The organism is Janthinobacterium sp. PSPC3-1 (genome assembly GCF_049896105.1).
GTDB lineage: Bacteria > Pseudomonadota > Gammaproteobacteria > Burkholderiales > Burkholderiaceae_D > Janthinobacterium.
On sequence record NZ_JAFCTQ010000013.1, the window covers coordinates 44,201 to 70,632 of the forward strand.

The window sequence follows — 26,432 nt, forward strand, 5'->3', positions numbered from 1 at the left end:
CATTTTTAACACACGAAAAGAGCGTGGGCCAGGCCGTTCAGCGCCTGATTTTCGGCGAGCGCTTCGGCCTCTGGCCTCGCCGCTTGGGGTTGCTTCGCAACGCTCGCCGGCTGCTTTACGCTCGCGGCCCTCGCGTCGGTTGAGCGCTCGGCGCCTGCGCCTCGCGCTGTCGCCGCTCTGCGAGCCGCGCCGCCATCGACGAGAGCGGCGGCGTAAGCCCCGCCGCTTCCGCAGCGATTTCGGCGGGCTTGTCGGTGATGGGCGTGCCCTTGGCCTTGGCCCGCCAAGGGGATTCATGCGGGTTTTTGGGCGCCTCTGGTGACAAGGCTCTCGGACGCTGCTCGGCCTTTGGCGTGGGCAAGGCATTGGGGAGCGCTGGAATGGCTGGCGGCTGGCTCTCGCTCTTCGGGTGCTTGGCCTCGGCCAGTGCCTCGGCCATGGCGCCAGGCTTGTCTAGTGCTTGCTCGATGGTCTTGCGTTGATTGTCGTCGAGATAGTCCAGCGAATAGTCGGCGCTCTTGTCTACGCTGAGAGCGCGGCCCAGCGTTTTTAGAGTCGTGTCCTTGCCTTTGCCGTCGAAAGTCTTCGAGGCAAATAGGACGGTTTCGTCGGTCGAGCGTGACGCCGCGACATAGCCGTTTTGCTGACAAGCTCGCTCGTCGATGTATGCGAACGCTTTTGCGACTGTCGCGCCTTGCGCTCCGACAGCGGTCGAGCAATACGCATAAGAGAAATTAGCATAATCTCGCAAGCCAATTTTTAGCTCTGTCCCGTTCGCGTGTTGCAGCGTCAGGAAGGTCTCGCCGCTTGGCGCCTTGCCCACGTGCGAGACGGTGCAGGTCTCGCCGTTGCGGACTTGCTCGCCGCTTTTGAGCTTTTTGTTTTTCGTGAATTTCAAGCGGTCGCCGGTGCGGATTTCCACAGCGAAGGCCTCCGTTCCCTTTGAATTCTCGAATTGCATGAAGTGGGCCACCCTGCCCAGCTCGCCGCGCTCGATTAACAGGCGGCGGGCCTCGTCATTGACGATTTTTGCTTGCTTGTGTGTGCTTGCCATTGCGATTTTTTTGTCCATGGGGTTCTCGTCGTTGATGTATGAATGGGCCAAGGCCCGAAGTGCTGCGCCCGAATTCTCGAACGCTTTAAAGCAATCATTTGCTGCGAATGCCGTCAAGCCTTCAATGCCTCGACCCTCTTTCATGTCGTGAACTGCGGCAAGATGCCAGCCAATTTTTTGCCGCTCAATGTCCGATAGGGTGGCGTGGGCGTGGGTCTCTTGCATGCTCGCGAACCAGCCGCCGCCGCGCGCGATGGCTCCAAACTGGGCTTTGTCGCCGATGAAAATCAGCTTGGCGCCGGTCGCCTCGCTCGCTTGCAACAGCTCCAAAATTTGAGCGCTGCCGACCATTGCGGCTTCGTCCACTATGATCGTATCCCGCTCGCTTAGCTTCGTCTTGCCGCTCTTGATTGAAAAAAGAAGGCTATGCAGCGTCCCGCCCTTGGCGATGCCCGCTCCACTCTTCAAGCCCTCCGCCGCTACCGCCGCAAGACTGACGCCGTGCACGGTCTGCCCGCTTGCTTCTTCAAGATCGCGAACCGCTCCCGCCGCAAACGATTTGCCGGTGCCTGCTGAACCTTGAACTAGCCCGACCCGCCCGCACACTGCGAGCGCTTCGGCCATCTTCCGCTGCTCGTCTTTGATCTTCACGGGCTTGCCGAACTTGATCGACATGCTCGCTTCGTAGCGAATCATTGCCGCCGCCGTGGCCTCTTCGCTGCGGTCATGCCGGTGGTCTTGCGTTGCCGCTTCGTAGAGCTTCGCCAATTTGATTTCTTCGACCAAGGCGGCGGCTGTTGTGTAGAGCTTGCGACGCTTCGGCGCTTGTGGGACTTTTCGAGCATGCCGCAATGCGTTGATCTTGTCGCTTTTGAGTTCGTGCAAGCCCAAATCGAAGATAGCCGCATCTTTCAAAAACTCGTCAGTGACTCTTATGCACTCGTCACGCGATAGCCCGCCGTTGCGGGCTGCTTTCTGAGCGACAGCGCAAAGCAAATCCTTTCGCTCAAAAGTGCTTTTGTTTTCTGTGAGCGCGTCCGCAAGCTCTTGAACATTGAGCGCCGCTAGGGCATTTTGTTTTGGCGCTTTTCTGAGCGCTTCAATGGCCCTCGCGTCGAGACCAAAAGCCGCTCCGCGAATAGCCCAGCCTTCCCGCATCTCCTCCGGGGTCGGCTCCTCTTTCGCTTTTCGAGTGCTTGCCCACGCCATTTTTTTGGCCGCTGGATTAGCCAAGTCTAGCTCTCGCTTTTCTGCGTATGCCGCGATTTCTGCATGACGCTGCGAAAATTCTAGCTCGGCTTCTTCACTGATTCCCACGACTTTGAAGGCCCAGCCGTTTCGCGGGCTTTCTTCTATGCCAAAGCTAAGCCCGGCTAATTTCATCGCAAGCACGCTTGCGTAGATGCTGCCCGTTTCTTTTCGCAGTGTTCTAATGTCTCGCTCGTCGAGGCTTCCCCACGTTCCATCCTCACGCCGCGCCGCTGCAAATATGACGTTGTGACTGTGCAAATTGGGGTCTATGCCGCGCTCGCCCTCGCGAGTCGCGAAGTGTAAGAAGCTCGCAACGGCCATGCCGTCGCACTTCTCGCGCTGCTGCCCGCCTTGGCCTGTTCCGATTTCTAGCTGCGTCCCCATCCATTCGATTGCCACCGCGTTCGCCTCGGTGTGCGCTTTAATGATCTTTGCCCGGGTCGATTCTGACGCAAAGGCCATTAGCAAATCGACGCTTTTTGGCGGCGTCATCACGCAATCAAAGCCCAGCTTTTCCCTTTTCTTGCTGCCCGCGTTTGTTGTTAGCTTGCTCTCGTCGCTCGGATTTAAACCTTCAAGCAATCGCTCGAATCCTTTCGCTGTCACTGCTTTGCCTGCGATTCCCAAGGCCTCTGCTCCCCCGCCCAGCCAGACGCTCGGGCTGCTTTCTGAGCCGTCTTTCTTGACGTAATAAGCCGAGCGGACGGATTCAAGCAGATAGCTTTTAGCGCCTTCCGCGTTTGATCTGTTGATGACATGCGGCGCGGCCATCATAGCTTTCCCCTCTTTTTTTTCTTCTGCTTGTCCGCTTCAAGCTTGATAGCTGCAAGTTTTTTCGCCGCTTCTCTTGCCGCTTTCGCCGCGTTGTCCGCTCGCTCTTCTAGCGCTCTAAGCGTCTCTTCTGTGATGTATTCATCTGTTCTCAGAATGTCACAAATCTCTTGCCTCGCCGAAATTTTTAAAGCCCTCGCGGCTCGAAAGGCGGCGAGGGCTTTGGTCATATTCTTGAAAGCCAGGGCGGGCTTTTTCATCGCTTCGGCTCCTCTTGCCTCTCGATTCCGAGAAGATCGCCGAGGCCTTCGATAGCTTGATGAATGATAGCGCTATCTTCGTCGCGTTGTAGTTTCTCCGAAATTCTTCGCCGCTCTTGCTCTTCAAGAATTTGAACGATTGCCGCGTGCCGCTGCTCTGCTTGCTCCGACATTTTTGAGGCTTGGCAATGCCCGGCCAGGGCGTCGCGGATCAGCTCGGCCCGAGTCTTTCCTGCCCCCGCCGCCAGTGCGTCCAGCTCTTCGACGAGATCGACGGCGAGGCGAACATGAACCGCCGCCATGCTTTTTGGCTTTGCTTTTATTTTTTGGTTTTTCATTGTTGCCCTCTCGAGTTCCGGATTTGCTTGCGAGCGTCTGCAAGAGCCGCGTCTAGTGCAAGAGATTGCCCGGCCATCTTGCTCTCGCTCTCCAACATTTCCATAGCTTCTTGCGTCTCTTCTTCAAGCTCTTCGAAGAACTTGACCGCTGCAATTTCAAAAAATTTTTTCTCGCTCATGCCCCTGAATTTCAGAAGAGACGGAAGCCCAGCGGCCACCGCCTCCGGGATTTTGAAGTGCGCAAGCACCGAATTTTTGAAAATCATCTTTTTATGCTCCCCGTTTTTGCACAGCGTTACCTGCGCGCTTTTCTAGTGTGTCAAGAATAGACACACCTCCCCCTTTTAACTCTCTCTAAGCTCTCATGGGTTGGAATGGGACACAATGGCCGCTGGTCGGAAACGCGTAGCAGCGTCGGCGACGCATCCAGCGAACACGCGGCAACGCCTCAGCCGCTGCGGGTTTGCCGCGTGTTCGTTGCTATTTCGCTCTACGCTTTTCCTGCGTGTCTGTGTCATCAAATAATGCGAGCACAAATCGCCGCACATTCCGCCGAATAGCTGGCGCCGCTGCGGGTTTGTCGCGTATCCGCTGGGGTGTGGAGTGTGTCGCCGATCTTGCTTTTGAGTCGCTCTTGTGTTTAACCGGAGGTTAGTAATGTCCATGAGTATCAGCTTTTGATTTTTCTGCTTCGAGCGCTTGGGGTGGGTCTCACTTGTGAGACACGCACCAAGCGCGGGCCAGATTTTTCTCTGTTGCCCCGTTCTTGATTTTTTCCCGTGCACGGCTTTTTTTTCGATGTTTGAATTTTTTACGGCGAAGCGTGAAAAATTTCTGGCGCCTTGACTGGCCCTTGCCCGCTCGTGTTTTTGTTTCTTTGGCTCGCTTGCCGCTCGGTCTTTGAAATTTTTGACGGCGAAGAGGGGGGAATTTCCCGCGTCTCGGATGGCTCTCACCCGCTCATGTTTTTTGTTTTCCCGCTCGCTCGCCGCCTGCTTTCTTGAAAATATCCCGCTGCTTGCTCCTGAATTTTTCGACGCGGCTCGATCGCTTCCCGCTCGATTCTGCAAGACCTTTTGGATAAGCCCGAGCCGCTCGAAGTGGGGGCGCCAGCCGGGCGTTCCTTCGGTTCACCGCCCCCAGCCCCGCATGGGGCTGGCCCACCGTCTCCCCGGGCTGGCTCCACCAGCCCGGCCCGTGGCCTATGCGTCTCCATGTCATCGCTATATCATCGCCAACCGTCGCCCCGTTCGTCGCGTGAAGTTCGTCATGGGATTGTTTGAGGGTCGTCGATGCGCGATGCTTTTAGCGTCCGAAATTCGTCGGGAAATCATTCAAGGGAGATTTAAAAATGTCGAAAAATAAGCAAGCAATCCAGTCGGGATTTACTCTCGTCGAGCTAGTCACTGTCATCCTGATTTTGGGAATACTGGCGGCGGTTGCTGTGCCAAAAATGATCGATATAAAAAGCGAGGCGGGGGCGTCGGTGGCTGCGACAATGGCGGCGACTATTTCGGCGGCATCGCACACTAACGCAATGGCGAAAGCTGCCGGTAGCTCCAAGGCTATCGCTATGAATTCGCCAACAGCTTGCACACTGCCCGCATTGGCTCCGTTTTTTGCAGCTGGCTTAGCTCCTGATGGCTTTTCTGTTGAAGCAACCTTGGGCGCCGCTCCGGCATGGAATCCCGCTTCACCGTGGTATACGCCCGCAGCAAAACTGGAGCAAGATTGCTCGAAGTCCGCTGCGACAGTTAGCTGCAAATTTACGCATTTAGCATCGGGCAAGAGCGCCCTTGGTTCAGTCGCATGCGCTCGCTAAATTGCGGCAGTGCTTCGGCGTTGTCAGATTTTCAAATGTGCGCAATAATGCAATTTCCCAAACGCAACAACAGGAGCAGCAAATGGCTAAGAAAGAAGCTGGAAAAGAAGCAGCGGCAGCGCTGGCGTCAGTTGTCGAATTTAAGCATGACCTCGCCGCAATGAAAGGTCTGCTCGAAGAAATGATTGCAGCTCCTGAAAATTTCCGGCCGAAAGTCCTCAAAGATCATCTTGACCCGCTTTGGCCTTTGATCGAGAAGGCCATGGCGGCTGGCGTCCCCGTGGGCGTGATTGCTCAACGATTCCGCGACTCTGGGCAGCTCGACGTTAGCGATGCAGCGCTGCGCAAATATGTCAAAGAAAAACAGGACGCCAAGGCGTCGGATTCTTCGAAAGCTGGCAATGCTGCTGCCAAGGCCTTGGGGGCGACGCCTTCGGGCAAGCCGAAGCCGTAAAAAGTTCGCCAACAAAAAAGCCGCTTGCGCGGCTTTTTTTTCGTCTGCTGATTTTGAAAAAAAAACCGCCCCCGCTTCAAGGCGGCGGCGGTGTTGGCTCGCTCGGTCTAGTCGCACCACATCATGATCTTCGACCCCGAAAAATTGTGCTTCCAGCCCGTGGCCGTGCAAGTGTATGTCTCACCCTTCGGATAGCCCGTTGAACCGTTGTTTACGTCGCACGGCGAGTATTTTCGTCCAATTTTTCCCTCCTCCCCGCCCTGAGCGAGCGGGCAGAGTTGAGCCGGTGCGGGCGCTGGCGTGGGGGCGGGTATTGGCATCGGGGCCGGTGCTGGCGTTGGCGTGGGCGCTGGGGCAGGCGTCGGGGTGGGCGTTGGTGCCGGTGCCGGTGCCGGTGTTGGGGCCGGTGCTGGTGTTGGAATCGGTGCTGGGGTTGGGGCCGGTGCTGGTGTTGGTGCCGGGACTGGGGCTGGCGTGGGCGTGGGCGCTGGGGCAGGCGTGGGCGATGGGGCAGGCGCCGGGGCGGGGATGGGGTGGAGGGTCGTAGAGTCGCCAAGCCCGCCGCCGTTTGTATTTGCGGGCGGCGGGGCGATCCATGGCGGCAAAGAAGAAGGCGCGGGAGCGACGAAGAGCGGCTCGACGCCCGCAGCTCTTGTGAGTAGCGAGCGGGCTAAGAATTGCACAGAGTTCGCCGCTTGATCGCAGTGCTTCGCGGCCTCGTCGGGCGCTACGGCTTCGCCCTCTTTTGCTGTGTTAGCTTGCTTGTTGATGCTCGTGAACGCGAAGAGCGGCGAGGCCTGTGTGACAAAGGCAGCGCAGGCCTTGCGCGGGATGTCGTCAAAAGTGACGCTCCAACGGTCGCCGGGGCGCTCGTCGGATTCTGCTAAGAGCGTCGCTAGACCCCAAGGCGTCGCGATGGCGTTGCCGACGATCTTTGCGTCATCGACAAATGTCGGCGGCTCTGTTCCTACCCCCGAATATTTTGCAAACACTGAATAGCGAGCTTCTACACCTTTGACAATGCTGCTTGCTGTCTCCGTTGCGCTCGCAATGTCTGAGCGTCGCGAGACGACGGCGGCGAGCTGAATGGCTCCGACAGTCATCACTGAGACGCCTGCAAGGACGAGCATAATTTCAAGCAGTGAATAGCCTTGGGCTTGGCTTGGCCTCTTGTTGTTCTTCATGTGTGTCTCCTTTTTTTTTGTTATTAGAGCCAGCCAGAGCGGCGGGCGGCGGGCGTTGCCGGAATGAGTGCGGCCAACGCTCGCCGCTCTATCTCCGTCCGGAGAGCTGGCGTTGCTGCGATCATTTCAGCCATGGCCTTATCTAGTGCGCCGTCTTTGCTGGCTGCTGCCCATGCGGCCTCGCCGTTGCATTTGCGGGCAAGTTCGGGGGTAATGATCGCTGTCGCGCAGGCGAGGCAAAGAAAGCCGTGGCAGTCTGCGCAGACGCTGCAATGTTTTCTCGCGCGCCATTGGGCGCCGTCAAGATTGCCGAATCCGATAGCTTTTGCGTGCGAGACTGTGCGCAATGCCCGCTTGCTCAGATCGCTGCCCCGGCCCGGGGCAAGGTGGTCGAGTGGCCGGGAAGCGGCCCAGCCGCTTGCGCTGCCGATTTGCCATGCAACGCTGTCGAGTAGTGGGACGGCTTCATATCTTTGCGCGGGAAAATTGCCTCCGAGCGTGCGCTGGATCGTGTAGCCCATGCTCTCGATGAGCGCCCAATGTTTGTTGATTTTCTTAGCCATTTTCATGCTCCTTTTTTGTTGCCGCGTGGGCATTTGGCGGGGGTGGCGTCGGCTTCTTTCAACAGCTCAAAGAGCGAGGTTTTGAATTTCGGATCGTGGACTTTGATTGATCGAAGCATGCCGAAAATTTCCTCTTTCTTCATTGTGAATTTCCGGGAAATTTCACGCATGCCGAAATAGGGCTTGCCCTCGTTGACTCGAATGAAGTCTATGAATTTGTCAATTTTTTGTTTGACGTTCGGGACTTCGGCGCGGTTGGCTTGGGCGTTGATGAATTGCTGCAAGCTGTTCAACAAATACATGGAAACTTTCAAGCCCCATTGCAAGCTGTATTCATCGACGACAAGCCCCGGCTTCTTGTGCAAGATGTGATGAAAGACAGCGTAGCGCCATGATTCCATCATGTATGTCCGATAGTAGACTTCATGGTTTGAGAGGAAGCGCGAATATTGCCGCTCCCAAAACGTCTTGAAAGTTGATGAATAAAGCCGGGTGCACGGCAAGGAAAAGGTGTAAGCGTTGCCCTCAATTGATTGCGTGAAGATGGCGGCAAGCTCGTCTTGCAGAATCTCATCGCCGATGGCCTCGAGGTCAAAAAGCGCCGTGTCAGCAAATGATTTGCCGCTCTCGAAGCTGTCGCGGCCTGCCCACGCTGTTGTGAAGCGGCGAAACATTCCATTGTTCATTGACTCCTCTGAGATAGCGCTAATCATCGCTTTGATAGTGTTAATCATTAGCACGGTCAAAACGGGGCCATCGACTGACATTGCATCGCCTTTCGTTCCGTAGCCGATGCTGCCGTGGTCTTTTGTGAGCAGCATTGAGCCATTGACGCCTGCAAGAGCGCCGGTCGTTGCGTCCACTTGTTTAATGAACTGACTAGCCTCGTCTTGCTTCCAGAAACCGCGATGGTCGGGGAGGTCGTCGAGTTGTTGAACGTATGACCCATTCGAGACGGGTTGCACGAAATTGGACTCAACCAGGGGGCGTCCCGTTGCTAAGTCGCGGGGCATTGCGTCTGTGATGATCGAAGCGGAAAGAGATTTCATTGCCCCGGTGTCGCTCAACAGCATGACCCATGTATCTAGCTCTGTCGCCTTTTTTGTCTTCGGGATTTTGCAGGTCGCCTTGTTCTCGACGCACCACGCCGAGACCATAGAAAGGAATGTAAAGATTGGCAAGGCTGGGTGGGCGTTGGTGTGTTTGTAGAAGCGATGGAAGATCATGCTGATGGCGTCATTGGTTTGAACATCGACCAACGGATTATCGACAAGCATCAGAATATCGGCGATCTGCTGAGCAGTGTCGTCGAGGGCGATGGCTCGCAGGTAGCTGTCAACCATTTGACGCTCGACCGCGTGCGGCGGCGTGGCTGTCGCGGGCTTCTTTGTGGCGGGGGCTTTTTTGGTCATGGCATCCTCTTTTTTGTTGTTGTTGGATGCCTTCACCTTTTCACAACTATGCGGGCTTGTCAGCTCCGTCCGTCGGTTTTCTCTGACAGCGTGAGGGGGTAGCTCTGACAGTCTGACAGTCTGACAATTTGAATTTTGTGCGTTAATTCTCATAGGAGAAACAGCGCGGCGAAGTTGTCAGAAAAGTGTCAGAAAAGTGACTCTGACAAACCGGGGCTGCTGACAAGGGGGGGGGGCCTCTGACAGTCTGACAGTCTGACAATTTGAATTTTGTGCGTTAATTCTCATAGGAGAAACAGCGCGGCGAAGTTGTCAGAAAAATGTCAGAAAAGTGACTCTGACAAATTTGCTCGACGGAAATAATTGCGGCGCTCATAATTGCAAAGAAAGCACACGGCGAGCGTTGAATTTTTCACGCACGGCCACGCGCTGAAAGGATGGACATGGCGGGGAAGAAAGCGGAGCGGGATAGGCTGCGGCGAGAGGCGGCAGTGGCGCGGGCCGAGTTTCACGAATGGATGAGTGTCTGTGAAAAAGTGATGGACGGGGACGCGGAGGGGGTGGCTCCACTTTTGAGTGCTGCGCGCGTCAGATATATCCCACCGCGCGAGCTGTGGACGGTGGATGGTGAGCCGGTAGATTTGTTTAGCTTTGCATGTTGTCATGTGAAAGAAGCAGGCGGCGATTTCATTGCTCTGAGAATTGCTCAAATACTTATCGACGAAGCGAAGATGGATGCTACGTTTGACTTAAAAGCTCGAAGGTGCGGCGTCGGTCAATTTTCGCTACTTCATTTTGCGGTGATGAGCAAACAGCCTTCGGTCATTGAGGCCGTCTTGCCTTATGTTGACCCTCTTGCTAAGAATGGACGCGGAGAGACGGCAGGCACGTTTGCCCGCGATGGCGGATATCCCGAGCTTGCAAAATTAATCGAAAACCATTTGACGCAGTTGGAGTTGGCAGAATTAGATGCTTCCACGCCTGTGGCTGCGGCAGGCGCGGCCACGGTGGAGGAGGCGCGGAGGCGGCGAATCGATCCCTTTGCGAATTGAAAAAGGCCGCAAAAGCGGCCTTGGTGCGGCGGTTATCGGTGCCTATGCCTTGCCTTCTTCGGGGCCACCTTGGCCCTCCGTCGATGCGTAAGAGTGGGTCATCTGCGCGCTGCGATGGGCGACGCTTGCTCGCAGCTCGTTCTCGTTCTGAATGCTCCCGCGCTGAAAGGGAGCATCGTCGAGAATGTCTTTCATCATGCCGCGTTCGAGGTGCTCGACGTCTTTAATCCCAGCAGCAAGAGCGATAGCAACGGGCGAGGCCATGAGGGCCATCTGTCGCGATATATATGTCCGTCGCATGTCGTGATTGCGAAAGTCTTTGATGCCGAGAGCGTCGGTGATGCGTCCGAATACTGTTTGGAATCCCTCGACAGTGTAGGAGAAGACGCGCACGGCGCGAGGCTTGCGCGGAATTGCTTCAATGATAGAGCGAGCGTGGGAGTCGATGAGAACGCGGCGCGCTTGGGTTTTAACTGCTTCGTCCGGCAAGTGAATCGCGTTGCTTGCGAGATTGATATAGCTCCACTCGAGCAAGACGCACTCAGATAGACGCATGCCCGTCGCCATCGACAAATTGAAAATTTGCGCAAGTTCGGGGTTCTTCTCGGGTTGGCCCAGGGCTGACAAAATCGCCGCCTCCTCGGCGATGCTGAGCATGCGCCATCGCTTCTTTGCTTTGCGCGGCCGCCCTGCAAAAATCGGATCGCTAAATTTTTTGGCGCTGCCCGCGAGCGGGTTTTTTTCGCCAAGCAATGCCCACTGGTGGGGGTCTGCAAATTCTAGCTGACGCATCACGCGATCAAGTTCTGACATTTCCCGCTTGATCGAACTTAGAGCACGCACATGCTCGCGTTTCTTCCGCTCGCAATAGTATGGTTTGGCCCGCTCCTCAATGTAAGCATAGCCAGTTTTGTGATTGACCTCGCTTAGCGGCCAGTCGCCGAAGAGTTTAGAGTCTGGCTTGCGTCCTCGCTGATGCTTTTCCCATTCGCGCGTGAACGGCGCGGGCGCCTCGGGAGGAAGGTAGGGGAGCGGCGTTGCCATGGCTTTTCTTAATCGGATTTGTGCCGACAGCGCTCGCTTGCGCTCGTTCTCTCGAACGTCGGGGAACGTTGCGCGCTCGGTTTTTGGTGTGAGGTTGTCGCGGATATAGTGCTCGACAACTTCGCCAATTGTTACGAATTTGCCTGCAAATTTGTCGCGCATCCATTCCCCGATTAGCACGTCTTGCTCGTCGAGTGCTGCCTCTTCTGCCGTCCCCTCTGGCTTCTTGGCGCGTCTGAGCGCGTCGGCGTCCGTGCCACTGTTGATGCGAGCGCGTCCCTCGGGCGTGCGGGCATCGTCGAGCAAGCGGATAGCTGCGTCTAGCGTGTCGCAGAGGCGATCTAGCTTGAAGTCTTCGGCAGCGCGAACAAGCCGCACGCGATAGCGTCGGCTCGTGCTGTTGTCGAGCGTGTTTCGCCAATCGATTTCTTTAATGCCTCGGGGAATGGGCTTGGAGCGGGCCATATTCGTCTTTCGAGCGTTCAGGGGCTTTGATGATACCGCCTCGACGCGTCGAAAGAGATTTGTTTGCCAAATTTTTTGCCAAATTGTTCCTGTTTTTGGGGGCTGTTGCAATTTGGCAAAAACCGCATCTACGGAAAAATGCGGCTCTTAGCGGTATTTTTGGTCGGGGTGAGAGGATTCGAACCTCCGGCCTCTGCGTCCCGAACGCAGCGCTCTACCAGGCTGAGCCACACCCCGTGACCTGCTTTGCTCATTACAGCAGGTGAGGGGGCGGGTTTCAAGCGACTGCATCAAGCAGCTTATTTTTTCTCCTGTTGCGCCTTCTTGATTTCCGCTTCCGTCACTTTTTTCGCCGGCGCATTGGTGGCCGGCGACTTTGCCGTCTTGCGCACGGCCTTCGCTTCTGCCATCACGGCGCCGCAGTCGGTGTCGGGGGCGCGGTCGACGTTGATCAGGGGCAGGATGGCGGCGACCGGCGCGACCACGGTGGCCAGGGCCACGGCGGCGCCCGCTTTCAGGGCCAGCGGGCCTTTTTGCGGGCCGACCTTCGGCTCCTTGAAGGTGCCTTGCGCATACAGCGGCGTGCGCAGCGAGAACACGCGGGCGCCCTTGGTTTTCGGACGGATGTCGAGGTGCAGGGTTTCGTTGGCCAGGCTGACGTTGCCGGTCACGTTGACCACCGCATTGTCGGTGTCGAGCACGAAGCGGCGCACGTCGGCCACGCCGTTCCTGACGGCGAAATCGCTGGCCAGGCAGTTCAGCTGCACCTGCTTGTCGCCGAACACTTTCACGAACACGGCGTTGGCCAGGTTCAGGCCGGCCAGTTCCAGAATGAACTGGCTGACCGAGCCTTCGCTGACAGTGGCCGCCAGTTCGCCGTTGGCGCTGGCCAGCATGGACGACACTGAATTGCCGTGGCCGGTCAGGGCCGCGTCGGCATAGACTTCACCAAAGCTGGCCTGCATCGATTGCAGTTTCGGGAACAGTTCGCGGATCTTCAGATGGCGGGCCGCCACCTTGGCTTGCGCGGCGATGGTTTTCTGGCGGCCGTCCAGCGTGATGTTGGACGTGATGTCGCCGCCGGCCATGCCGAAGTTCAGCGGCGTCAGGCTCAGCACCTTGTCTTTCATGTGGATTTCCGCGACGATATCGTTGAACGGGATATCGTGCGTGCGCACCAGTTTCTTGCCGGTGAATTTCACGTCGGCATCGAGCGCATCCCATTTGGCCGTGTTGAACTGTTCCACCGGCAAGGCCTTGTCGGCCGGCTGGTTGGCCACCTTGCCGCGTGTCTGTTTCTTGGCGTTGCTTTCCGCGCCGATGGTCGGGCCCAGGTCTTCCAGGCGCAACTGCTGCGAGGTCAGTTCGCCGCGCAGCAGCGGGCGCGGCTTGCGCGGCAGGTATTGCAGGGTGCCGGCCAGGTCGCTCTGGCCCACCTTGCCCTTGAATTTTTCATAGGTCCAGTTCCAGGTCTCGCCATCCTTCTTGCCCAGCAGCCGGCCCTTGGTGGCGTACTCGGGTGTCTCCGGCAGCAGCACGCCTGTCAGCGGATACAGGTCGGCCATGCTGGCGCCGGCCAGGCTCAGCTGTAAATCGATGCCGGACAGGGTGCGCGGGTCGGTCAGCGTGCCGTCGACGCTGATCTTGTTCTTGCCGGAGGCGGCGTTGGCCTGTACCGGATACACGGTATGGTCGCCCGTCAGCGACAGCACGGCGCCGGCCTTGCCGCCACCGGTGACCGGCGCTTTTCTGTACGTGCCGCCCAGGGTGAATGCGATGCCGAATTTTTCCACCTTGTCACCTGCCGGAGCATCATTTGGCGTGGCGTCCGGCGCGGTCGAGCTGACCTTGGCGTTCAGGTCCAGGGCGATGGCCTGGTCCAGGTAGCGGATGGTGCCGGCGGCAAACGCCATGCGCTGGATTTCCACGTCCCATTGCGACGGACCATTGTCTTTCAGGGTCCAGCTGTTGCTGCCGTCGGCGCGGCGCTGCAGGGCGATCTGCGGCGCGTCCAGCGCCAGGTCGGTCAGCACGACGCGGTGATCGAGCAAGGGCAGCAAATGGGTCGAGACGACGATGCGCTGCGCGCTGGCCATCTGCGGACCGGCCGTGGCCCAGTCAGGATTGCTCATGCGCACATCGTTGGCGGTAATGGTCGGGCGCGGCACGTAGCGGCGCCAGCCGGCTTCGGTTTTGAGTCCCTGGTGGAATTTGACTTGCAGGTCGCCGCCGATGACGAATTCGCGGCCCGTGCTTTCCGAGACCTTGCGGTTGATATAGGGACGGGCGCGGTTCCAGTCGAAGGTGAGGATGAAAATGATGACCAGAAGAATCAGCGCCAGCAGGGTGGCCAGGGTCCAGCCGAAGATTTTCAAAGGTTTTGAGCGTGCCATAGGATCCCGATCATCATGATTTTTAAATCAATGTAGAGAATTTGCCCATGCTGGTCGGTACGGTAGCTTACGTAAGCCGGCAGGCCATGGCGGCTTGGCCGCTTCACTTATAATCGGCGGCATCGGCATACAGGAGCACAAATGAGCGTCACCATCTATCACAACACCGCCTGCGGCACTTCGCGCACCACCTTGCAGCTGATCCGCGATGCGGGCATCGAACCGGTCATTATTGACTATGTAAAACAGCCACCGGCGCGCGCCGAGCTGGTCGACCTGATCGCGCGCGCCGGTTTGAGTGTGCGCGCCGCCATGCGCGACAAGGGGAGCTTGTATGACGAGCTGGGCCTGGCTGATCCTGGGTTGAGCGACGACGGGCTGTTCGACGCCATGCAGGCCCATCCGATACTGATCAACCGGCCCTTCGTGGTGACGGAGCTGGGCGTGCGCCTGTGCCGGCCAGCCGACAAGGTCAGGGAGATTTTGCCGCCAGCATGAAAAACGGCGCCATCGGCGCCGTTTCTGCAAGTGACTGCCGTACCGCGATCAGTGATTGCGGGCCACGGCAAACGAGCACAGTTGCAGCATCGATTGCTTGTACACGCTGTCGGGCCAGCCGGCGATGGCGTCGGCGGCGCGCTTGGCCGCGATTTCTGCCTGCGTGCGCGTGTAGTCGAGCGCGCCACTGCTGGTGATGGCCGCCAGGATGGCGTCGAAATGCTGTTCGTCGCCCTGCTCGATGCAGCTGCGTACCAGCGCGCGCTGTTCCGGTGTGCCGTTTTCCATCAGATAGATCAGCGGCAGGGTCGGTTTGCCTTCGCGCAAGTCATCACCCACGTTCTTGCCGATTTCGGCGGCGTCGCCTGCATAGTCGAGCACGTCGTCGATCAGCTGGAAGGCGGTGCCCAGCGAGCGGCCATATTCGGCGGCCGCTTCGATATCGGCTTCGCTGGCGCCGGCGATCAGGGCGCCCAGCTGGGCCGAGGCTTCGAACAGCTTGGCCGTCTTCGAGCGGATCACGGTCAGATAGCTTTCCTGCGTGACGTCCGGATCGTGCATGTTGAGCAACTGCAGCACTTCGCCTTCGGCGATCACATTGGTGGCGTCCGACAGGATTTGCATCACGCGCATATTGTCCAGTGCAACCATCAGCTGGAACGAGCGCGAGTGCAGGAAGTCGCCCACCAGCACCGACGCGGCATTGCCGAACAGCGCATTGGCCGTCTGGCGGCCACGGCGCATCGACGATTCATCGACCACGTCGTCGTGCAGCAGGGTGGCGGTATGGATGAATTCGACCACGGCCGCCAGTTCATGGTGCGCCGTGCCGCGATAAGCATGGGCATTGGCGACCAGCAAGATCAACACGGGGCGGATGCGTTTTCCGCCTGCGCTGATGATGTATTCGGCAATCTGGTTGATTAGAATGACATCGGAATGCAGTTTTTGGCGGATCACCGTGTTGACTGCGTCCATATCGGCGGCAATCGTTTCCACGATGGTGTTTTGGTTAACGTGTTTGTGAGCGTCAGACAAGGCGAACCTGCAATAGATTGTGGGTGCGGCGATTATACGACATGGCTTGCGCCTGCGTGCCGTTTGCCTATGGCAACAGAACAATGATTGACTTTCCGATCATCGAAACGCGGGCCTGACATCGTGTCCAGGTTGTCGACATACCACGATCATCAAGCTTTGTGAATAGTTTTTGACGCGATTTCTCAGGCCGTGTATAATCGCTGGTTCCCCCTGTTGTGCACGGCTTGCTTTTCATGGCAGCGGGATAAATTCTTTCAACATTTGATGAGGTTTCAAATCATGTACGCGGTCATAAAAACCGGTGGCAAACAATACAAAGTTGTCGCTGGCGAAAAACTTAAAGTAGAACAGATACCGGCAGACATTGGTTCCGAACTCACCATCGATCAAGTTCTCGCAGTAGGCGCGGGCGACACCATTAAATTTGGTGCGCCATTGGTCGAAGGTGCAACGGTACTGGTTACGGTTGTGGCGCATGGTCGCCATGATAAGGTCAAAATTTTCAAGATGCGTCGTCGTAAGCACTACCAGAAGCATCAAGGCCATCGCCAGAATTTTACCGAAATCCAAATCGTTTCGATCAACGGCTAATCGCCGCTGTTTGAATTAATCAGCTATCAAGGAGTCTTAAATGGCACACAAAAAAGGCGGCGGCACAACGCGAAATGGCCGTGATTCAGAATCAAAACGTCTGGGCGTCAAAGTCTACGGCGGTCAAACCATCAATGCCGGCGGCATCATCATTCGTCAACGCGGCACCCCAGTGCGCGCCGGCGAAGGCGTAGGCATGGGCAAGGACCACACTCTGTTCGCGTTGATCGCTGGCAAAGTGAAGTTCGTTGTCAAAGGTGCTGGCTCGAAGCAATTCGTGACCGTTGTAGCAAACGAAGCAGTACCAGCGTAATTCCAGCCCGGAGCCAGTTCGGCTCCGCTGGAATCGCATGATGTAAGGCGCAAGCCTTCAATCGAAAGGCTCTGCCCAAGGTAGAGCCTTTTTAGTTTTATGGCGGCAAAATTATGAAGTTTATCGACGAAGCAAAAATCGAAGTCATCGCGGGCGATGGCGGCAACGGCTGTGCCTCTTTCTGCCGTGAAAAATTCCGACCTTTTGGCGGTCCCGATGGCGGCGATGGCGGAAAGGGCGGCACCATCTGGGCAGTCGCCGACCGCAATATCAATACGCTCGTCGATTTCCGTTTCTCCAAAATGCACAAGGCGCGCAATGGCGAGCCTGGCCGCGGCGCCGATTGCTACGGCAAGGGCGCTGACGATATTCACCTGCGCATGCCGGTCGGCACCCTGATCGTCGACCACGCCAGCGGTGAAATCCTGGCCGACCTGACCGAACACGGTCAAATCGAAATGCTGGCCAAGGGCGGCGAAGGCGGCTGGGGCAATATCCACTTCAAGTCCTCGACCAACCGCGCCCCACGCCAGAAGGGCGAGGGCAAGGAAGGCGAACGCCGCGAACTGCGCCTGGAACTGAAGGTGCTGGCCGATGTGGGCCTGCTGGGCATGCCGAACGCCGGCAAGTCGACCTTTATTTCGGCCGTCTCGAACGCGCGCCCGAAAATTGCCGATTACCCATTTACCACCCTGCACCCGAACCTGGGCGTGGTGCGCGTGTCGCACGAGAAGAGCTTTGTGATCGCCGATATTCCGGGCTTGATCGAAGGCGCTTCCGAAGGCGCGGGCCTGGGCCATCAATTCCTGCGCCATCTGCAACGCACCGGTCTGCTGCTGCACATCGTCGACCTGGCGCCGTTTGAAACCAATGTCGATCCTGTCAAGGAAGCCAAGGCGCTGGTCAAGGAGCTGAAGAAGTACGACGAGTCGCTGGTCGACAAGCCGCGCTGGCTGGTGCTGAACAAGCTCGACATGGTGCCGGAAGAAGACCGTAAAAAGCTGGTCAAGGACTTCCTCAAGCGTTTCGCCTGGAAAGGTCCCGTGTTCGAGATCTCCGCGCTGAACCACCAGGGTTGCCCGGAACTGGTCAATGCCATCTACCAGCACCTGGAAGAGAAGAAACACAGCGAAAGCCGTGCCGAAGAAACGCAGATGACCGAAGAAGCACGCGGCATCTCGTCGATCGACCCGGACGATCCGCGTTTCAAGATCCTGGACTAAGCATTTGATGCCGGTACAGGCCGGCGCTGCGGCATCCCTGCGCAAGCTGGGCTGGCGGCGCCGTGTGTTGCAGCTGATCACCGCTGCCTACGGGCTGGGTGCATTTGCCTGCCTGCTGTTCGCCGATGAGATGGCGGCCGGCATGGGCATCTTTCTCAATGGCGTGAACGGCTACAGCCAGTTTTACGCCACGCATGTCGGCCTGTGGGGCGCTACCGCGTTCCTGGCGCTGTTCGCGGCACGGCAGGGCGAAACGCCCGTCTTCAGCGATATCACTGCAATGTTGGTCCTGGCGCAGCCAGCCGGCCGCCTGTTCGCGGCCATCAGCTTCGGCTTGCCCCAGGGTTTGGTGTTGTACATGTGCGCGATGGAACTGGCGGCGGGGCTGGTGTTGCTGCTGCTGCGTCCGGCGCGCTGACAGATAAGAGCCTCCATGGATTCCGTGATTCAAAAAGCTACCCGCATCATCATCAAGGTCGGCTCCTCGCTGGTCACCAACGACGGCCGTGGCCTCGACCATGCCGCCATCGCGCGCTGGGCCGCGCAGATCGCCGGCTTGCGCGCCCTCGGCAAGGAAGTGGTGCTGGTCAGTTCCGGCGCCATCGCCGAAGGCATGCTGCGCCTCGGTTTCGAGCGCCGCCCGACCGATATCCACGAATTGCAGGCCTGCGCCGCCGTCGGCCAGATGGGCCTGGCGCAAATCTACGAAAGCAGTTTTCGCGCGCACAGCCTGGGCACGGCGCAAGTGCTGCTGACGCACGCCGACCTGGCCGACCGCGAACGCTACCTGAACGCCCGCTCCACACTGACCACCCTGCTGCGCCTGGGCGTGGTGCCGATCATCAATGAAAACGACACGGTGGTCACCGATGAAATCAAGTTCGGCGACAACGATACCTTGGGTGCGCTGGTGGCCAACCTGATCGAAGCCGATGCGCTGGTGATTCTGACCGACCAGCACGGCCTGTTTTCGGCCGATCCGCGCAAGGATCCGAACGCCTACCTGATCACGCAGGGCGTGGCGGGCGACCCGGCCCTGGAAGCGATGGCCGGCGGCGCCGGTAGCAGCCTGGGCCGTGGTGGCATGCTGACCAAGATCCTGGCCGCCAAGCGCGCCGCCAAGTCGGGCGCGCACACCATCATCGCCTGGGGCCGCGACAGCGACGTGCTGAGCCGCCTGGCGCAAGGCGAAGCGATCGGCACCGAATTGCGCGCGCAGACGGGCCAATTGACGGCGCGCAAGCAATGGATGAGCGATCATCTGCAGACGGCCGGCGCGGTGGTGCTCGATGCGGGCGCCGTGCAAAAGCTGAGCCGGGAAGGCAAGTCCCTGCTGCCGATCGGCGTGGTGGCGGTGCAGGGCGAGTTTGGCCGCGGCGCCGTGATCACCTGCCTCGACGAGGCCGGCGTGGCGGTGGCGCGCGGCCTGTCGAATTACACCAGCGGCGAAGCGCGCCGCATCATGCGCAAGCCGTCCAATGAGATCGAGGCGATCCTCGGCTTTATCGAAGGCCACGAGCTGATCCATCGCGACAATATGGTATTGCTGTAATGGGCGAGGCGGCCCGATGGGCCGTTTTTTTTCAGGTCAGCGCCGGCATCGCCGTTTTTTCCTTGTAATCGCACAGGTCGGCGATCATGCAATTCCAGCATTGCGGCTTGCGCGCGATGCAGGTGTAGCGGCCGTGCAGTATCAGCCAGTGATGGGCATCGAGCAAAAATTCCCTGGGCACGAATTTGAGCAATTTTTGCTCGACGATCTCGACATTCTTGCCCGGTGCAATGCCGGTGCGGTTCGAGACGCGGAAGATATGCGTGTCGACCGCCATCGTCAGTTCGCCAAACGCCGTATTCATCACCACATTGGCCGTCTTGCGGCCCACGCCGGGCAAGGCTTCCAGCGAGGCGCGGTCGCGCGGCACCTCGCCGCCATGCTGATCGAGCAGGATCTGGCAGGTGGCGATGACGTTTTTTGCTTTTGTGCGGAACAGGCCGATGGTGCGGATATAACTGGCCAGTTCATCGACCCCCAGCGCCAGTATCGTGGCCGGCGTATTGGCGACCGGATACAGCAAGCGGGTGGCCTTGTTGACCGAGACATCGGTCGCCTGCGCCGACAACAGCACGGCGATCAGCAGCTCGAACGGCGTGGTGTACTCGAGTTCAGTCTTCGGGGAAGGGTTGGCGGCGCGAAAGCGCGTGAAGATTTCCAGGCGTTTGGCGGCGTTCATGCGTCTTTTTCCGGCGTGTCGGGGGTGGGAGGGGCGCTGGCGGCGGCGGCCTTGGCGCGCGCCCGTTCCATGGCGGCGGCGATAATGGCGCGCTTGCGTTCTTTTTCTGCCATTTCGGCTGTCGTCACGGGCACTTCCTGCTTGAGTTCCTGCATCTTCGAGACGGCCTTGGCGGCCAGGCGCGCGTCGTTCTCCTCGGCTTCGCGGCGCAGCCGCTCGGTGCGCCCATCGTGGCGCGCGCGGGCGTCATCGGCATCCAGCCGGCTCCAGGCATCCCAGCCGGTGGCGTCACCGCTGACCGGATACATGACGATGCAGTCGACCGGGCAGGGTGCCACGCACAGGTCGCAGCCGGTGCACAGGCTGGTCACCACCGTGTGCATCTGCTTGGCCGCGCCGGCGATGGCGTCGACCGGGCAGGCCTGGATGCACAGGGTACAGCCGATGCACAGCGATTCATCGATGTAGGCGACCGAACGGGGGCGCTCCAGGCCGTTGACCGGATTGAGCGGAATGACCTTTTTGCCCAGTAAATTGGCCAGCAGCGCGATGCCTTGCGCGCCGCCGGGCGGGCACTGGTTGATCTCGGCGCTGCCTGCGGCAATCGCTTCCGCATACGGTCGGCAGCCGTTGTAGCCGCATTTGGTGCATTGCGTTTGCGGCAGCAAGTCTTCTATCTGGTCGGCAAGGGAGGGGGGAGCTGGGTGCGGCACGGCGATCTTCAATACGGTAAAACCGTATTATCGGCCATCTGGCCTCGGCACAAGTGAAAAACCTGCCTGACGCAAGGGATAGCCGGCACTCACCGTGTATTTTATTTCCAACAGGAATTAATGACTATCGATAAACAACTTTGAAAAATTGTTATTGTATGGGACGATGGTTTATCGTCAAAAACCGACCGTATTGCCTGACGCCATCACGTTTCCACTGATACGCCGGGTGACAGGAGCAGTACATGTCTTTTCTCCGGACAGTGGTTTTGTCCTTGCTCACTTTCTGCGCCGCGCCTGTCCTGCAGGCGCAGGTGGCGCCGACCACCGGCATCGTGCGTTTTGCCGCCGATGACTGGCCGCCGTTCGTGTCGCCCAGGCTGCCGGCCGACGGCATGTCGGCCGCCATGGTCAGCGCCGTGTTCGAGCGCATGGGTTATCTGGTCAAATACGAATACTTTCCCTGGAAACGGACCATGCAGTTTGGCCTCGGCAATCCGCGCTACGCCGGTTTCATGGCGGTGTGGCGTACGCCCGAGCGGGAAAAGCTCTGTCATTTTTCTGTCCCGGTTGGCAATACCCTCGGCGTACTGGCCTATCTGAAGGAGGATGGGCCACCCGGCGCCAGCCTGCAGGAACTGGGCAAGTTGCGCGTCGGCACGGTGGCCGGCTATGCGAATGGCGAGCAGTTCGACGCCATGGTGGCGCGCGGCGAGCTGAGCACCGAAGAAGGCTTGAACGATGCGACCAATCTGAAAAAACTGCTGATCAAGCGTTACCGCGTGATCGTCATCGAGCGTCACGTGCTGCAGCACTTGCTGATGGGGCCGGAATTCAGCAAGGCTGAACGCGAGCGCATCGCCTTTGTCGATACGGTGTTCAAGGAGCGTCCCGTGCATGTCTGCTTCAAGCGCGATGCTGGCGGCGCGCTGCAGCAAAAACGTTTCAACGAGGCCGCGCGCGAAGTCGACCTGGCCAGGCTGGAACGCGATTACTGGAAACGCCTGGACCAGTCGCTGGCCGGCGTGCCGCCCGCGCCCTGAAGACGACGCTGCGGCATCTCTTCAGAATTGGCATAAGCTCATGCGTAACGATTCGTTCTTGTTTGTTTGACCATCCCTTAATCTGAGCTGCTTGTGCTGATGGCGATTGAAAGGATGTGGACGTATGCAAGAACTGAATCAGGCCGCGGCGCCAAATGCCAGCCGCGACACCATCGACCTGGAATGGGCCAATCTGTTGTCGCCGCAACGGCGTGGCCTGCTGCGCCGTGGCGGCCTGCTGGCGGCACTGGCCGCATCCGGCCTCGCGGGCACGGCGCTGGCGCAGGATGCGCGCCAGGCGCCGCGCTTGAAAGCGGCGCCCGGCAAGAGTCCATGGGGCGAGCACACCGACACGGCGCCCACGCCGCGCCCGGCCAATGTGCGCCCCGGCGAAGAGCACTTGCCTGCCGCGCCGCGCGCGTACACCGATATCGAGAGCTATCACGCGCATATCTATTTCGATGAAGACAGTTTCCAGAAGGCGGCCCTGATACGCAAATGGGCGGCCGAGCGCTTCAGCGTCGAGCTGGGCGACTGGAATACCGAGCCGCGCGGTCCGCATGTCACTCCCTCGTTCTACTTCGGCTTTACCAATGAGCTGTTGCCGGTGATCGTGCCGTGGCTGCAATTGAACAGCCTGGGCCTGACAATACTGATCCACCCGAATACGGACGATCCGCGCGCCGACCACCTGTATTACGCGCTGTGGGTGAACCGCTCGCAACCCGTGAACGGCTATGCGATGAAAAAGCCGGGGCCGGGCGAACCGCCGGTGGAGCAGATTTATGTCAATACGCACCCGACGGTAAAGCTGGAAACCGCGCACACATGAAAAAACGGCACGCTGGCGTGCGCCGGCGTGCCGTTTTCAGGAGGCATGGCTGATCAGCCGTGCTTCTGGATGAATTCGCCGATTTTCGGGCAAATGATCTCGCGCCAGCGGCGGCCCGAGAAAATGCCGTAGTGGCCGCATTTCGGCGCCACGAAGTCTTGCTGCATGTCGGCCGGAATGCCGCTGCACAGGTCATGCGCGGCCTGCGTCTGGCCGGCGCCGGAAATGTCGTCCAGCTCGCCTTCGACGGTAAACAGCGCCACGTTGGTAATGTCCTGCGGACGCACCAGCTGGCCGCCCACTTTCCATGTGCCCATCGGCAGGCTGAATTCCTGGAAGACGGTTTTGATCGTTTCCAGATAGTACTCGGCCGGCATATCCAGCACCGCGTTGTACTCGTTGTAGAACTGGCGGTGGCCTTCCGCCGGCTCGTCGTCGCCGGTCACCAGGTGCATGTAGAACTCGCGGTGGCTTTGCGCGTGGCGGCCCGGGTTCATGGCGATAAAGCCGGCGTGCTGCAGGAAGCCCGGATAGACCTTGCGGCCAAAGCCCGGGTAGTTCGGCGGCACCGCATAGATCACGGTGTTTTCAAACCACGAGAATTTCTTTTCCGTCGCCAGGTTGTTCACTTGCGTCGGCGAGCGGCGCGGATCGATCGGGCCGCCCATCATGGTCATGGTTTTTGGCATGTGCGGATCTTTTGCCGTCGCCATCAGCGAGATGGCGGCCAGCACCGGCACGGTCGGCTGACAGACCGAGATCACGTGCAGGTCGGGCGCCAGCAGGCGGATGAATTCCTGCACATAGTAAATGTAGTCATCGAGGTGGAACGGGCCTTCGGTCAACGGCACCATGCGCGCGTCGGTCCAGTCGGTGATGTAGACATCATGTTCGGCCAGCAAGCCGCGCACAGTGTCGCGCAGCAGGGTCGAGTGATGACCGGACAGGGGGGCAACCAGCAGCACTTTGGGCTGTTGCACACCGGGTGACTCTTTTTTGAAGTGGATCAGGCGACAAAATGGCTTTGTCACGACAACGTGTTCGTGGATGTCGACGCTCTCGCCTTTGACGAGCACGGATTTGATGTCAAAACGGGGTTTTTCGTAGTCTTTGCCAAGGCGGTACATCAGCTCGTAGCCGGCTGCGATGCGTTGCGAAAACGGGGTATGGGCCAGAGGGGAAACCGGGTTGGTAAATAACTTGGAGGACATGTCTGCCCATTGCATCACCGGAGTGAGGAAAGAGCGTTGCAGTTCGTGCAGTTGGTAAAGCATATAGAGTCCTTGTTTTATTCCAAGCGCCAATGCGGCTCAAATATCATAATCCAATTCTATGACATTTGTTGAGGGCAAAATGTGCTTTAACACGCACAGGGCCACACTTTGCGGCTTTCTGTCTGCAATCGCGCCACACTTGCATGGCAGTCCTGCAACCATGTTTTTAAAATAAAAAAAGCAGCGTTTCCGCTGCTTTTCCGGGGGGCTTGCCTGCTGCCGTTACTTGACCAGCAGGTGCAGCTTGTCCTTGACGTCTTTCATGGCCTCGGCTTCCGGCAAGGCCGCCTTGGTCTTGGTGATCGACGGCCAGTTGCGCGCCAGGTCGACGTTAATCTTGATGAAGGCCTGCTGGTCGCCCGGCACGTCTTCTTCCGCGAAAATCGCGTTCACCGGGCATTCGGCCACGCACACTGCGCAGTCAATACATTCGTCCGGATCGATCGCCAGGAAATTCGGGCCTTCCCGGAAACAATCTACCGGGCAGACATCGACGCAATCGGTGTAACGACAGGCGACGCAGGATTCGGTGACAACGTGGGTCATAACAGTCCTATCAAATGGGGAGGTGCTGTAGCGCCTGCAGGAACTTCAACGGCGCATACTAAAGCAAAGCACCGTATTTTAAGGCAATTCGCTACTTCTCACAAATCCGCTTTATATACAATACATATAAGCAAATTCATTTTTTTTGGCCGCGCCACGCTCTGCAAGGGGGAGTGTTGCCGTGTTCAGGAAACGCGCCGGCGAAGATGGGCAAAAAAACCACACCCATCGCGCCGTGTGTTTATTGAGATCAACGATTTACATGAATTCAGGTGCTGGCGCGGATTTTTGCCACCAGGTTTTGCCAGCGCGCACTGTCCGCACCGCCATCTTCGGCAAACGTGATCGTGTGCTGGCTGTCGGGGGCCTCGACGGTAATGCGCCATTGCGCAATATCGGCGCCCAGCGGTTCGCTGCCGTGCGCCATGTCGCTGGCGGGCGCCGCCGTGAAAAAGCCGCAGCCGGCCAGCGCCGCCTCCAGCGCCTGGCCGGCGGGATGGGAGCGCGTGTCGATTTCGTAGTGCTCGCGCAGGCCGGCAAAGCCGCCGCTGCTGGTTGCTGAAATTTTCATGTCGTTTCCTGTGGTGGTTGGTCGGATTGCCGGCTCAAGCGTGGCGCGGGCCATAGTCGCGGCACCATGCGGCCAGCGCCTCGCGTTCCGCATCGAATGCCTGGTCGGCCGCGCTGTACTGGGCGTTGTTCATGGTGCCGCAGCAGGCGCGGCGGTCCTGCACGGCGTCGTCTTCATCCTCGGCGGCTGGCGCAAACCCCGGCAGCTCATTTTCGCCGCCATCGAGCTGCGCACCGAGCACTTCACGCACCGTAAAACTGTTGCGGATAAAGTCCAGGTAGGCGTCCTTGCCATCGGCCCGGGCCAGCGACAGCATGTGGTTGGCCACGTCGGCGTAGGTGGCCGCGCGGCCGGGAGCGGCCAGCAGGGCGCGCAGCACCAGGCTGCACAGGTAGTCGCCGCAGGCCAGCAGCACGGCGGCGTCGTCTTTCAGCTGTGGCCGGCGTTCATGGTCGAAGATGTCGGCCAGGATGTCGTAGATGGCGCCGGTAAATACCTGCGAGATGGCGTGCACCTCGGTGCCCGCCTGCGACAGCTTGATGTCGTTGTCGGCGTTGCGCAAGCCGTTGGGCCGGCCCAATGCCAGGCCGAACTGTTCGGCCAGGTCGGCCAGGAAGGTCTTGTCGTGCAGGTCGGCCTTGGTTTGCGTGATCACCGCTTCGACCTGGTCCAGCTGCGACAAGGCCAGGAAGATGGCCGTCAGGTCGCCGAACGATTCATGCAGCCCCCCCGTTTGCGGCGGGTTGCTGTTGAGCAGCCAGTTCGGTTTCAAACCATCGAGCACGGCGTGGCCGGTTTCATGCGACACGATATCGAGCGAACGGCAGGTGTACACGCGCTCGGTGGCGCCGCTGGGAATGAAGTCGCCGAATTTCAGCGCCTGTTCCCGGCGGCTGTAATAGGCGTTCATGACATTGGGCAAGCCGTGCGGAAACACGCGCAGCGGATCGGTATTGCTGGCGCTGTTCCATTGCCAGGGCAGCGGCGCGGCCGTGCCGTCCAAGGCCAGTGCGCGCTGGAACATGGTCAGGGTCATGCGCACGATGGCAAAGGTATGCACGGCGTCGAACTGATCGGTATTGGGCGAGACGATGAAGTCGCCAAAGGCGTTCGGGCTGACCTGGGCGATGCCGGGCGTGCCAAACGTGATGCGTGCATCGTGCGGCCCTTCCAGGATCAGGCCCGGCAGGAAAGCCTTGCGGGTGCCCAGTTCGCTGACCGATGGGTCCTGCTTCCATATCAGCACGCGCGCGCCGGCGGCGACGGCCGCGGCTTTGCGCACGCCAGGCTCATTCAGGCGAGGCGGACCCGGCTGCAGGGTCAGTTGCGCCTGCTTGCGGTGCTGGCGGTAGGGCGCCGATGGCGTCGGCACATAGCCGACCGGCAGTGAAACGCATTGGGTCAGCACGGCTTCGACCGGCACGATGACTTTCTGGTCCATGATGGCTCTCCACGACAGGGGCGACTGGAACTGGAATAGTCGGCCTGCGCGG

27 protein-coding genes and 1 tRNA gene are annotated in these 26,432 nt (G+C 59.0%); 11 read left to right on the plus strand and 17 right to left on the minus strand.

Annotation, left to right across the window (positions count from 1 at the left end):
* Positions 1–115 precede the first annotated feature (115 nt).
* From mobF to ACP7B7_RS15475, 4 genes are read right to left on the minus strand one after another with little or no spacing between them, the layout of a single operon-like run.
* Entirely contained in the window at positions 116–3,079 is a 2,964-nt protein-coding gene (mobF, locus tag ACP7B7_RS15460) for a MobF family relaxase (protein WP_426077221.1), read from the minus strand.
* Positions 3,076–3,336, minus strand: coding sequence for a hypothetical protein (locus ACP7B7_RS15465; RefSeq protein ID WP_426077222.1), 261 nt, complete (start codon positions 3,334–3,336; stop codon positions 3,076–3,078). The genes mobF and ACP7B7_RS15465 overlap by 4 nt, the downstream gene beginning before the upstream one ends.
* On the minus strand, positions 3,333–3,674 hold the full coding sequence (locus ACP7B7_RS15470; protein WP_426077223.1) for a ribbon-helix-helix protein, CopG family: 342 nt from the start codon (positions 3,672–3,674) through the stop codon (positions 3,333–3,335). Before ACP7B7_RS15470 ends, ACP7B7_RS15465 begins: the two co-directional genes overlap by 4 nt.
* Positions 3,671–3,940: a hypothetical protein gene (locus tag ACP7B7_RS15475; RefSeq protein WP_426077224.1), complete on the minus strand. Its 270-nt coding sequence runs from the start codon at positions 3,938–3,940 to the stop codon at positions 3,671–3,673. The genes ACP7B7_RS15470 and ACP7B7_RS15475 overlap by 4 nt, the downstream gene beginning before the upstream one ends.
* 1,085 nt (positions 3,941–5,025) lie before the next feature.
* On the opposite strand from ACP7B7_RS15475, the gene ACP7B7_RS15480 reads away from it, so the two are divergent.
* Together ACP7B7_RS15480 and ACP7B7_RS15485 are read left to right on the plus strand one after the other, a co-directional pair.
* Positions 5,026–5,496: a type II secretion system protein gene (locus ACP7B7_RS15480; protein WP_426077225.1), complete on the plus strand. Its 471-nt coding sequence runs from the start codon at positions 5,026–5,028 to the stop codon at positions 5,494–5,496.
* Between the two features lie 82 nt (positions 5,497–5,578).
* The gene (locus tag ACP7B7_RS15485; RefSeq protein WP_426077226.1) at positions 5,579–5,950 is read left to right on the plus strand and encodes a hypothetical protein; all 372 of its coding nucleotides are present in this window, start codon (positions 5,579–5,581) and stop codon (positions 5,948–5,950) included.
* 107 nt (positions 5,951–6,057) lie between these two features.
* On the opposite strand, the gene ACP7B7_RS15490 is transcribed toward ACP7B7_RS15485, so the two are convergent.
* Genes ACP7B7_RS15490 through ACP7B7_RS15500 form a run of 3 tightly spaced genes read right to left on the minus strand, consistent with a single transcriptional unit; the run spans position 6,058 to position 9,109 of the window.
* Positions 6,058–7,134 (minus strand): type IV pilus modification PilV family protein, encoded by a 1,077-nt coding sequence (locus tag ACP7B7_RS15490; protein WP_426077227.1) that lies wholly within the window; start codon positions 7,132–7,134, stop codon positions 6,058–6,060.
* Between the two features lie 23 nt (positions 7,135–7,157).
* Positions 7,158–7,697: a hypothetical protein gene (locus ACP7B7_RS15495; RefSeq protein WP_426077228.1), complete on the minus strand. Its 540-nt coding sequence runs from the start codon at positions 7,695–7,697 to the stop codon at positions 7,158–7,160.
* A gap of 2 nt (positions 7,698–7,699) precedes the next feature.
* Positions 7,700–9,109, minus strand: a complete 1,410-nt coding sequence (locus ACP7B7_RS15500; protein WP_426077229.1) for a hypothetical protein — start codon at positions 9,107–9,109, stop codon at positions 7,700–7,702.
* Positions 9,110–9,552: 443 nt separating this feature from the next.
* On the opposite strand from ACP7B7_RS15500, the gene ACP7B7_RS15505 reads away from it, so the two are divergent.
* Positions 9,553–10,161, plus strand: coding sequence for a hypothetical protein (locus ACP7B7_RS15505; RefSeq protein ID WP_426077230.1), 609 nt, complete (start codon positions 9,553–9,555; stop codon positions 10,159–10,161).
* Positions 10,162–10,203: 42 nt separating this feature from the next.
* On the opposite strand, the gene ACP7B7_RS15510 is transcribed toward ACP7B7_RS15505, so the two are convergent.
* The 3 genes from ACP7B7_RS15510 to ACP7B7_RS15520 all read right to left on the minus strand — a co-directional run bounded on the left by ACP7B7_RS15510 (position 10,204) and on the right by ACP7B7_RS15520 (position 14,063).
* Positions 10,204–11,670 (minus strand): hypothetical protein, encoded by a 1,467-nt coding sequence (locus ACP7B7_RS15510; RefSeq protein WP_426077231.1) that lies wholly within the window; start codon positions 11,668–11,670, stop codon positions 10,204–10,206.
* 160 nt (positions 11,671–11,830) lie between these two features.
* Positions 11,831–11,907 (minus strand) — tRNA-Pro (locus ACP7B7_RS15515).
* Between the two features lie 62 nt (positions 11,908–11,969).
* Positions 11,970–14,063: an AsmA family protein gene (locus ACP7B7_RS15520; RefSeq protein ID WP_426077232.1), complete on the minus strand. Its 2,094-nt coding sequence runs from the start codon at positions 14,061–14,063 to the stop codon at positions 11,970–11,972.
* Between the two features lie 141 nt (positions 14,064–14,204).
* On the opposite strand from ACP7B7_RS15520, the gene arsC reads away from it, so the two are divergent.
* Positions 14,205–14,561: an arsenate reductase (glutaredoxin) gene (gene arsC / locus ACP7B7_RS15525; protein ID WP_426077233.1), complete on the plus strand. Its 357-nt coding sequence runs from the start codon at positions 14,205–14,207 to the stop codon at positions 14,559–14,561.
* A 48-nt stretch (positions 14,562–14,609) separates the two neighbouring features.
* Here the strand turns inward: arsC and ispB are convergent, their stop codons facing one another.
* A complete protein-coding gene (gene ispB / locus ACP7B7_RS15530) occupies positions 14,610–15,599 on the minus strand; it encodes an octaprenyl diphosphate synthase (protein ID WP_426077234.1) in 990 nt (329 codons plus the stop codon).
* A gap of 282 nt (positions 15,600–15,881) precedes the next feature.
* Between ispB and rplU the strand changes: the two genes are divergently transcribed.
* The 5 genes from rplU to proB all read left to right on the plus strand — a co-directional run bounded on the left by rplU (position 15,882) and on the right by proB (position 19,281).
* Positions 15,882–16,193 carry a 50S ribosomal protein L21 gene (rplU, locus tag ACP7B7_RS15535; RefSeq protein ID WP_054268134.1) on the plus strand — a complete coding sequence of 104 codons (312 nt, stop codon included), beginning with the start codon at positions 15,882–15,884 and terminating at the stop codon, positions 16,191–16,193.
* A 40-nt stretch (positions 16,194–16,233) separates the two neighbouring features.
* On the plus strand, positions 16,234–16,506 hold the full coding sequence (gene rpmA, locus ACP7B7_RS15540) for a 50S ribosomal protein L27 (RefSeq protein WP_094445744.1): 273 nt from the start codon (positions 16,234–16,236) through the stop codon (positions 16,504–16,506).
* Positions 16,507–16,619: 113 nt separating this feature from the next.
* Positions 16,620–17,729: a GTPase ObgE gene (gene obgE / locus ACP7B7_RS15545; protein WP_308922867.1), complete on the plus strand. Its 1,110-nt coding sequence runs from the start codon at positions 16,620–16,622 to the stop codon at positions 17,727–17,729.
* 7 nt (positions 17,730–17,736) lie between these two features.
* Positions 17,737–18,147 (plus strand): hypothetical protein, encoded by a 411-nt coding sequence (locus ACP7B7_RS15550; protein ID WP_426077291.1) that lies wholly within the window; start codon positions 17,737–17,739, stop codon positions 18,145–18,147.
* A gap of 15 nt (positions 18,148–18,162) precedes the next feature.
* Positions 18,163–19,281: a glutamate 5-kinase gene (proB, locus tag ACP7B7_RS15555; protein ID WP_426077235.1), complete on the plus strand. Its 1,119-nt coding sequence runs from the start codon at positions 18,163–18,165 to the stop codon at positions 19,279–19,281.
* 31 nt (positions 19,282–19,312) lie between these two features.
* Here the strand turns inward: proB and nth are convergent, their stop codons facing one another.
* A complete protein-coding gene (nth, locus tag ACP7B7_RS15560; RefSeq protein WP_426077236.1) occupies positions 19,313–19,960 on the minus strand; it encodes an endonuclease III in 648 nt (215 codons plus the stop codon).
* Complete coding sequence (gene rsxB, locus ACP7B7_RS15565) at positions 19,957–20,679, minus strand: electron transport complex subunit RsxB (RefSeq protein ID WP_426077292.1); 723 nt, start codon at positions 20,677–20,679, stop codon at positions 19,957–19,959. Before rsxB ends, nth begins: the two co-directional genes overlap by 4 nt.
* Before the next feature lie 239 nt (positions 20,680–20,918).
* On the opposite strand from rsxB, the gene ACP7B7_RS15570 reads away from it, so the two are divergent.
* Both ACP7B7_RS15570 and ACP7B7_RS15575 read left to right on the plus strand, forming a co-directional pair.
* Positions 20,919–21,716, plus strand: a complete 798-nt coding sequence (locus ACP7B7_RS15570; RefSeq protein WP_308922863.1) for a substrate-binding periplasmic protein — start codon at positions 20,919–20,921, stop codon at positions 21,714–21,716.
* A gap of 124 nt (positions 21,717–21,840) precedes the next feature.
* Positions 21,841–22,548: a DOPA 4,5-dioxygenase family protein gene (locus ACP7B7_RS15575; protein WP_426077237.1), complete on the plus strand. Its 708-nt coding sequence runs from the start codon at positions 21,841–21,843 to the stop codon at positions 22,546–22,548.
* A gap of 53 nt (positions 22,549–22,601) precedes the next feature.
* Here the strand turns inward: ACP7B7_RS15575 and ACP7B7_RS15580 are convergent, their stop codons facing one another.
* The 4 genes from ACP7B7_RS15580 to ACP7B7_RS15595 form a co-directional block, all read right to left on the minus strand.
* Positions 22,602–23,822: a polyhydroxyalkanoate depolymerase gene (locus ACP7B7_RS15580; RefSeq protein ID WP_308922861.1), complete on the minus strand. Its 1,221-nt coding sequence runs from the start codon at positions 23,820–23,822 to the stop codon at positions 22,602–22,604.
* 222 nt (positions 23,823–24,044) lie between these two features.
* A complete protein-coding gene (fdxA, locus tag ACP7B7_RS15585) occupies positions 24,045–24,368 on the minus strand; it encodes a ferredoxin FdxA (RefSeq protein ID WP_308922860.1) in 324 nt (107 codons plus the stop codon).
* Between the two features lie 268 nt (positions 24,369–24,636).
* Positions 24,637–24,939: a protealysin inhibitor emfourin gene (locus ACP7B7_RS15590; RefSeq protein WP_426077238.1), complete on the minus strand. Its 303-nt coding sequence runs from the start codon at positions 24,937–24,939 to the stop codon at positions 24,637–24,639.
* Positions 24,940–24,973: 34 nt separating this feature from the next.
* A complete protein-coding gene (locus ACP7B7_RS15595) occupies positions 24,974–26,380 on the minus strand; it encodes a hypothetical protein (protein WP_426077239.1) in 1,407 nt (468 codons plus the stop codon).
* Between the last annotated feature and the right edge of the window lie 52 nt (positions 26,381–26,432).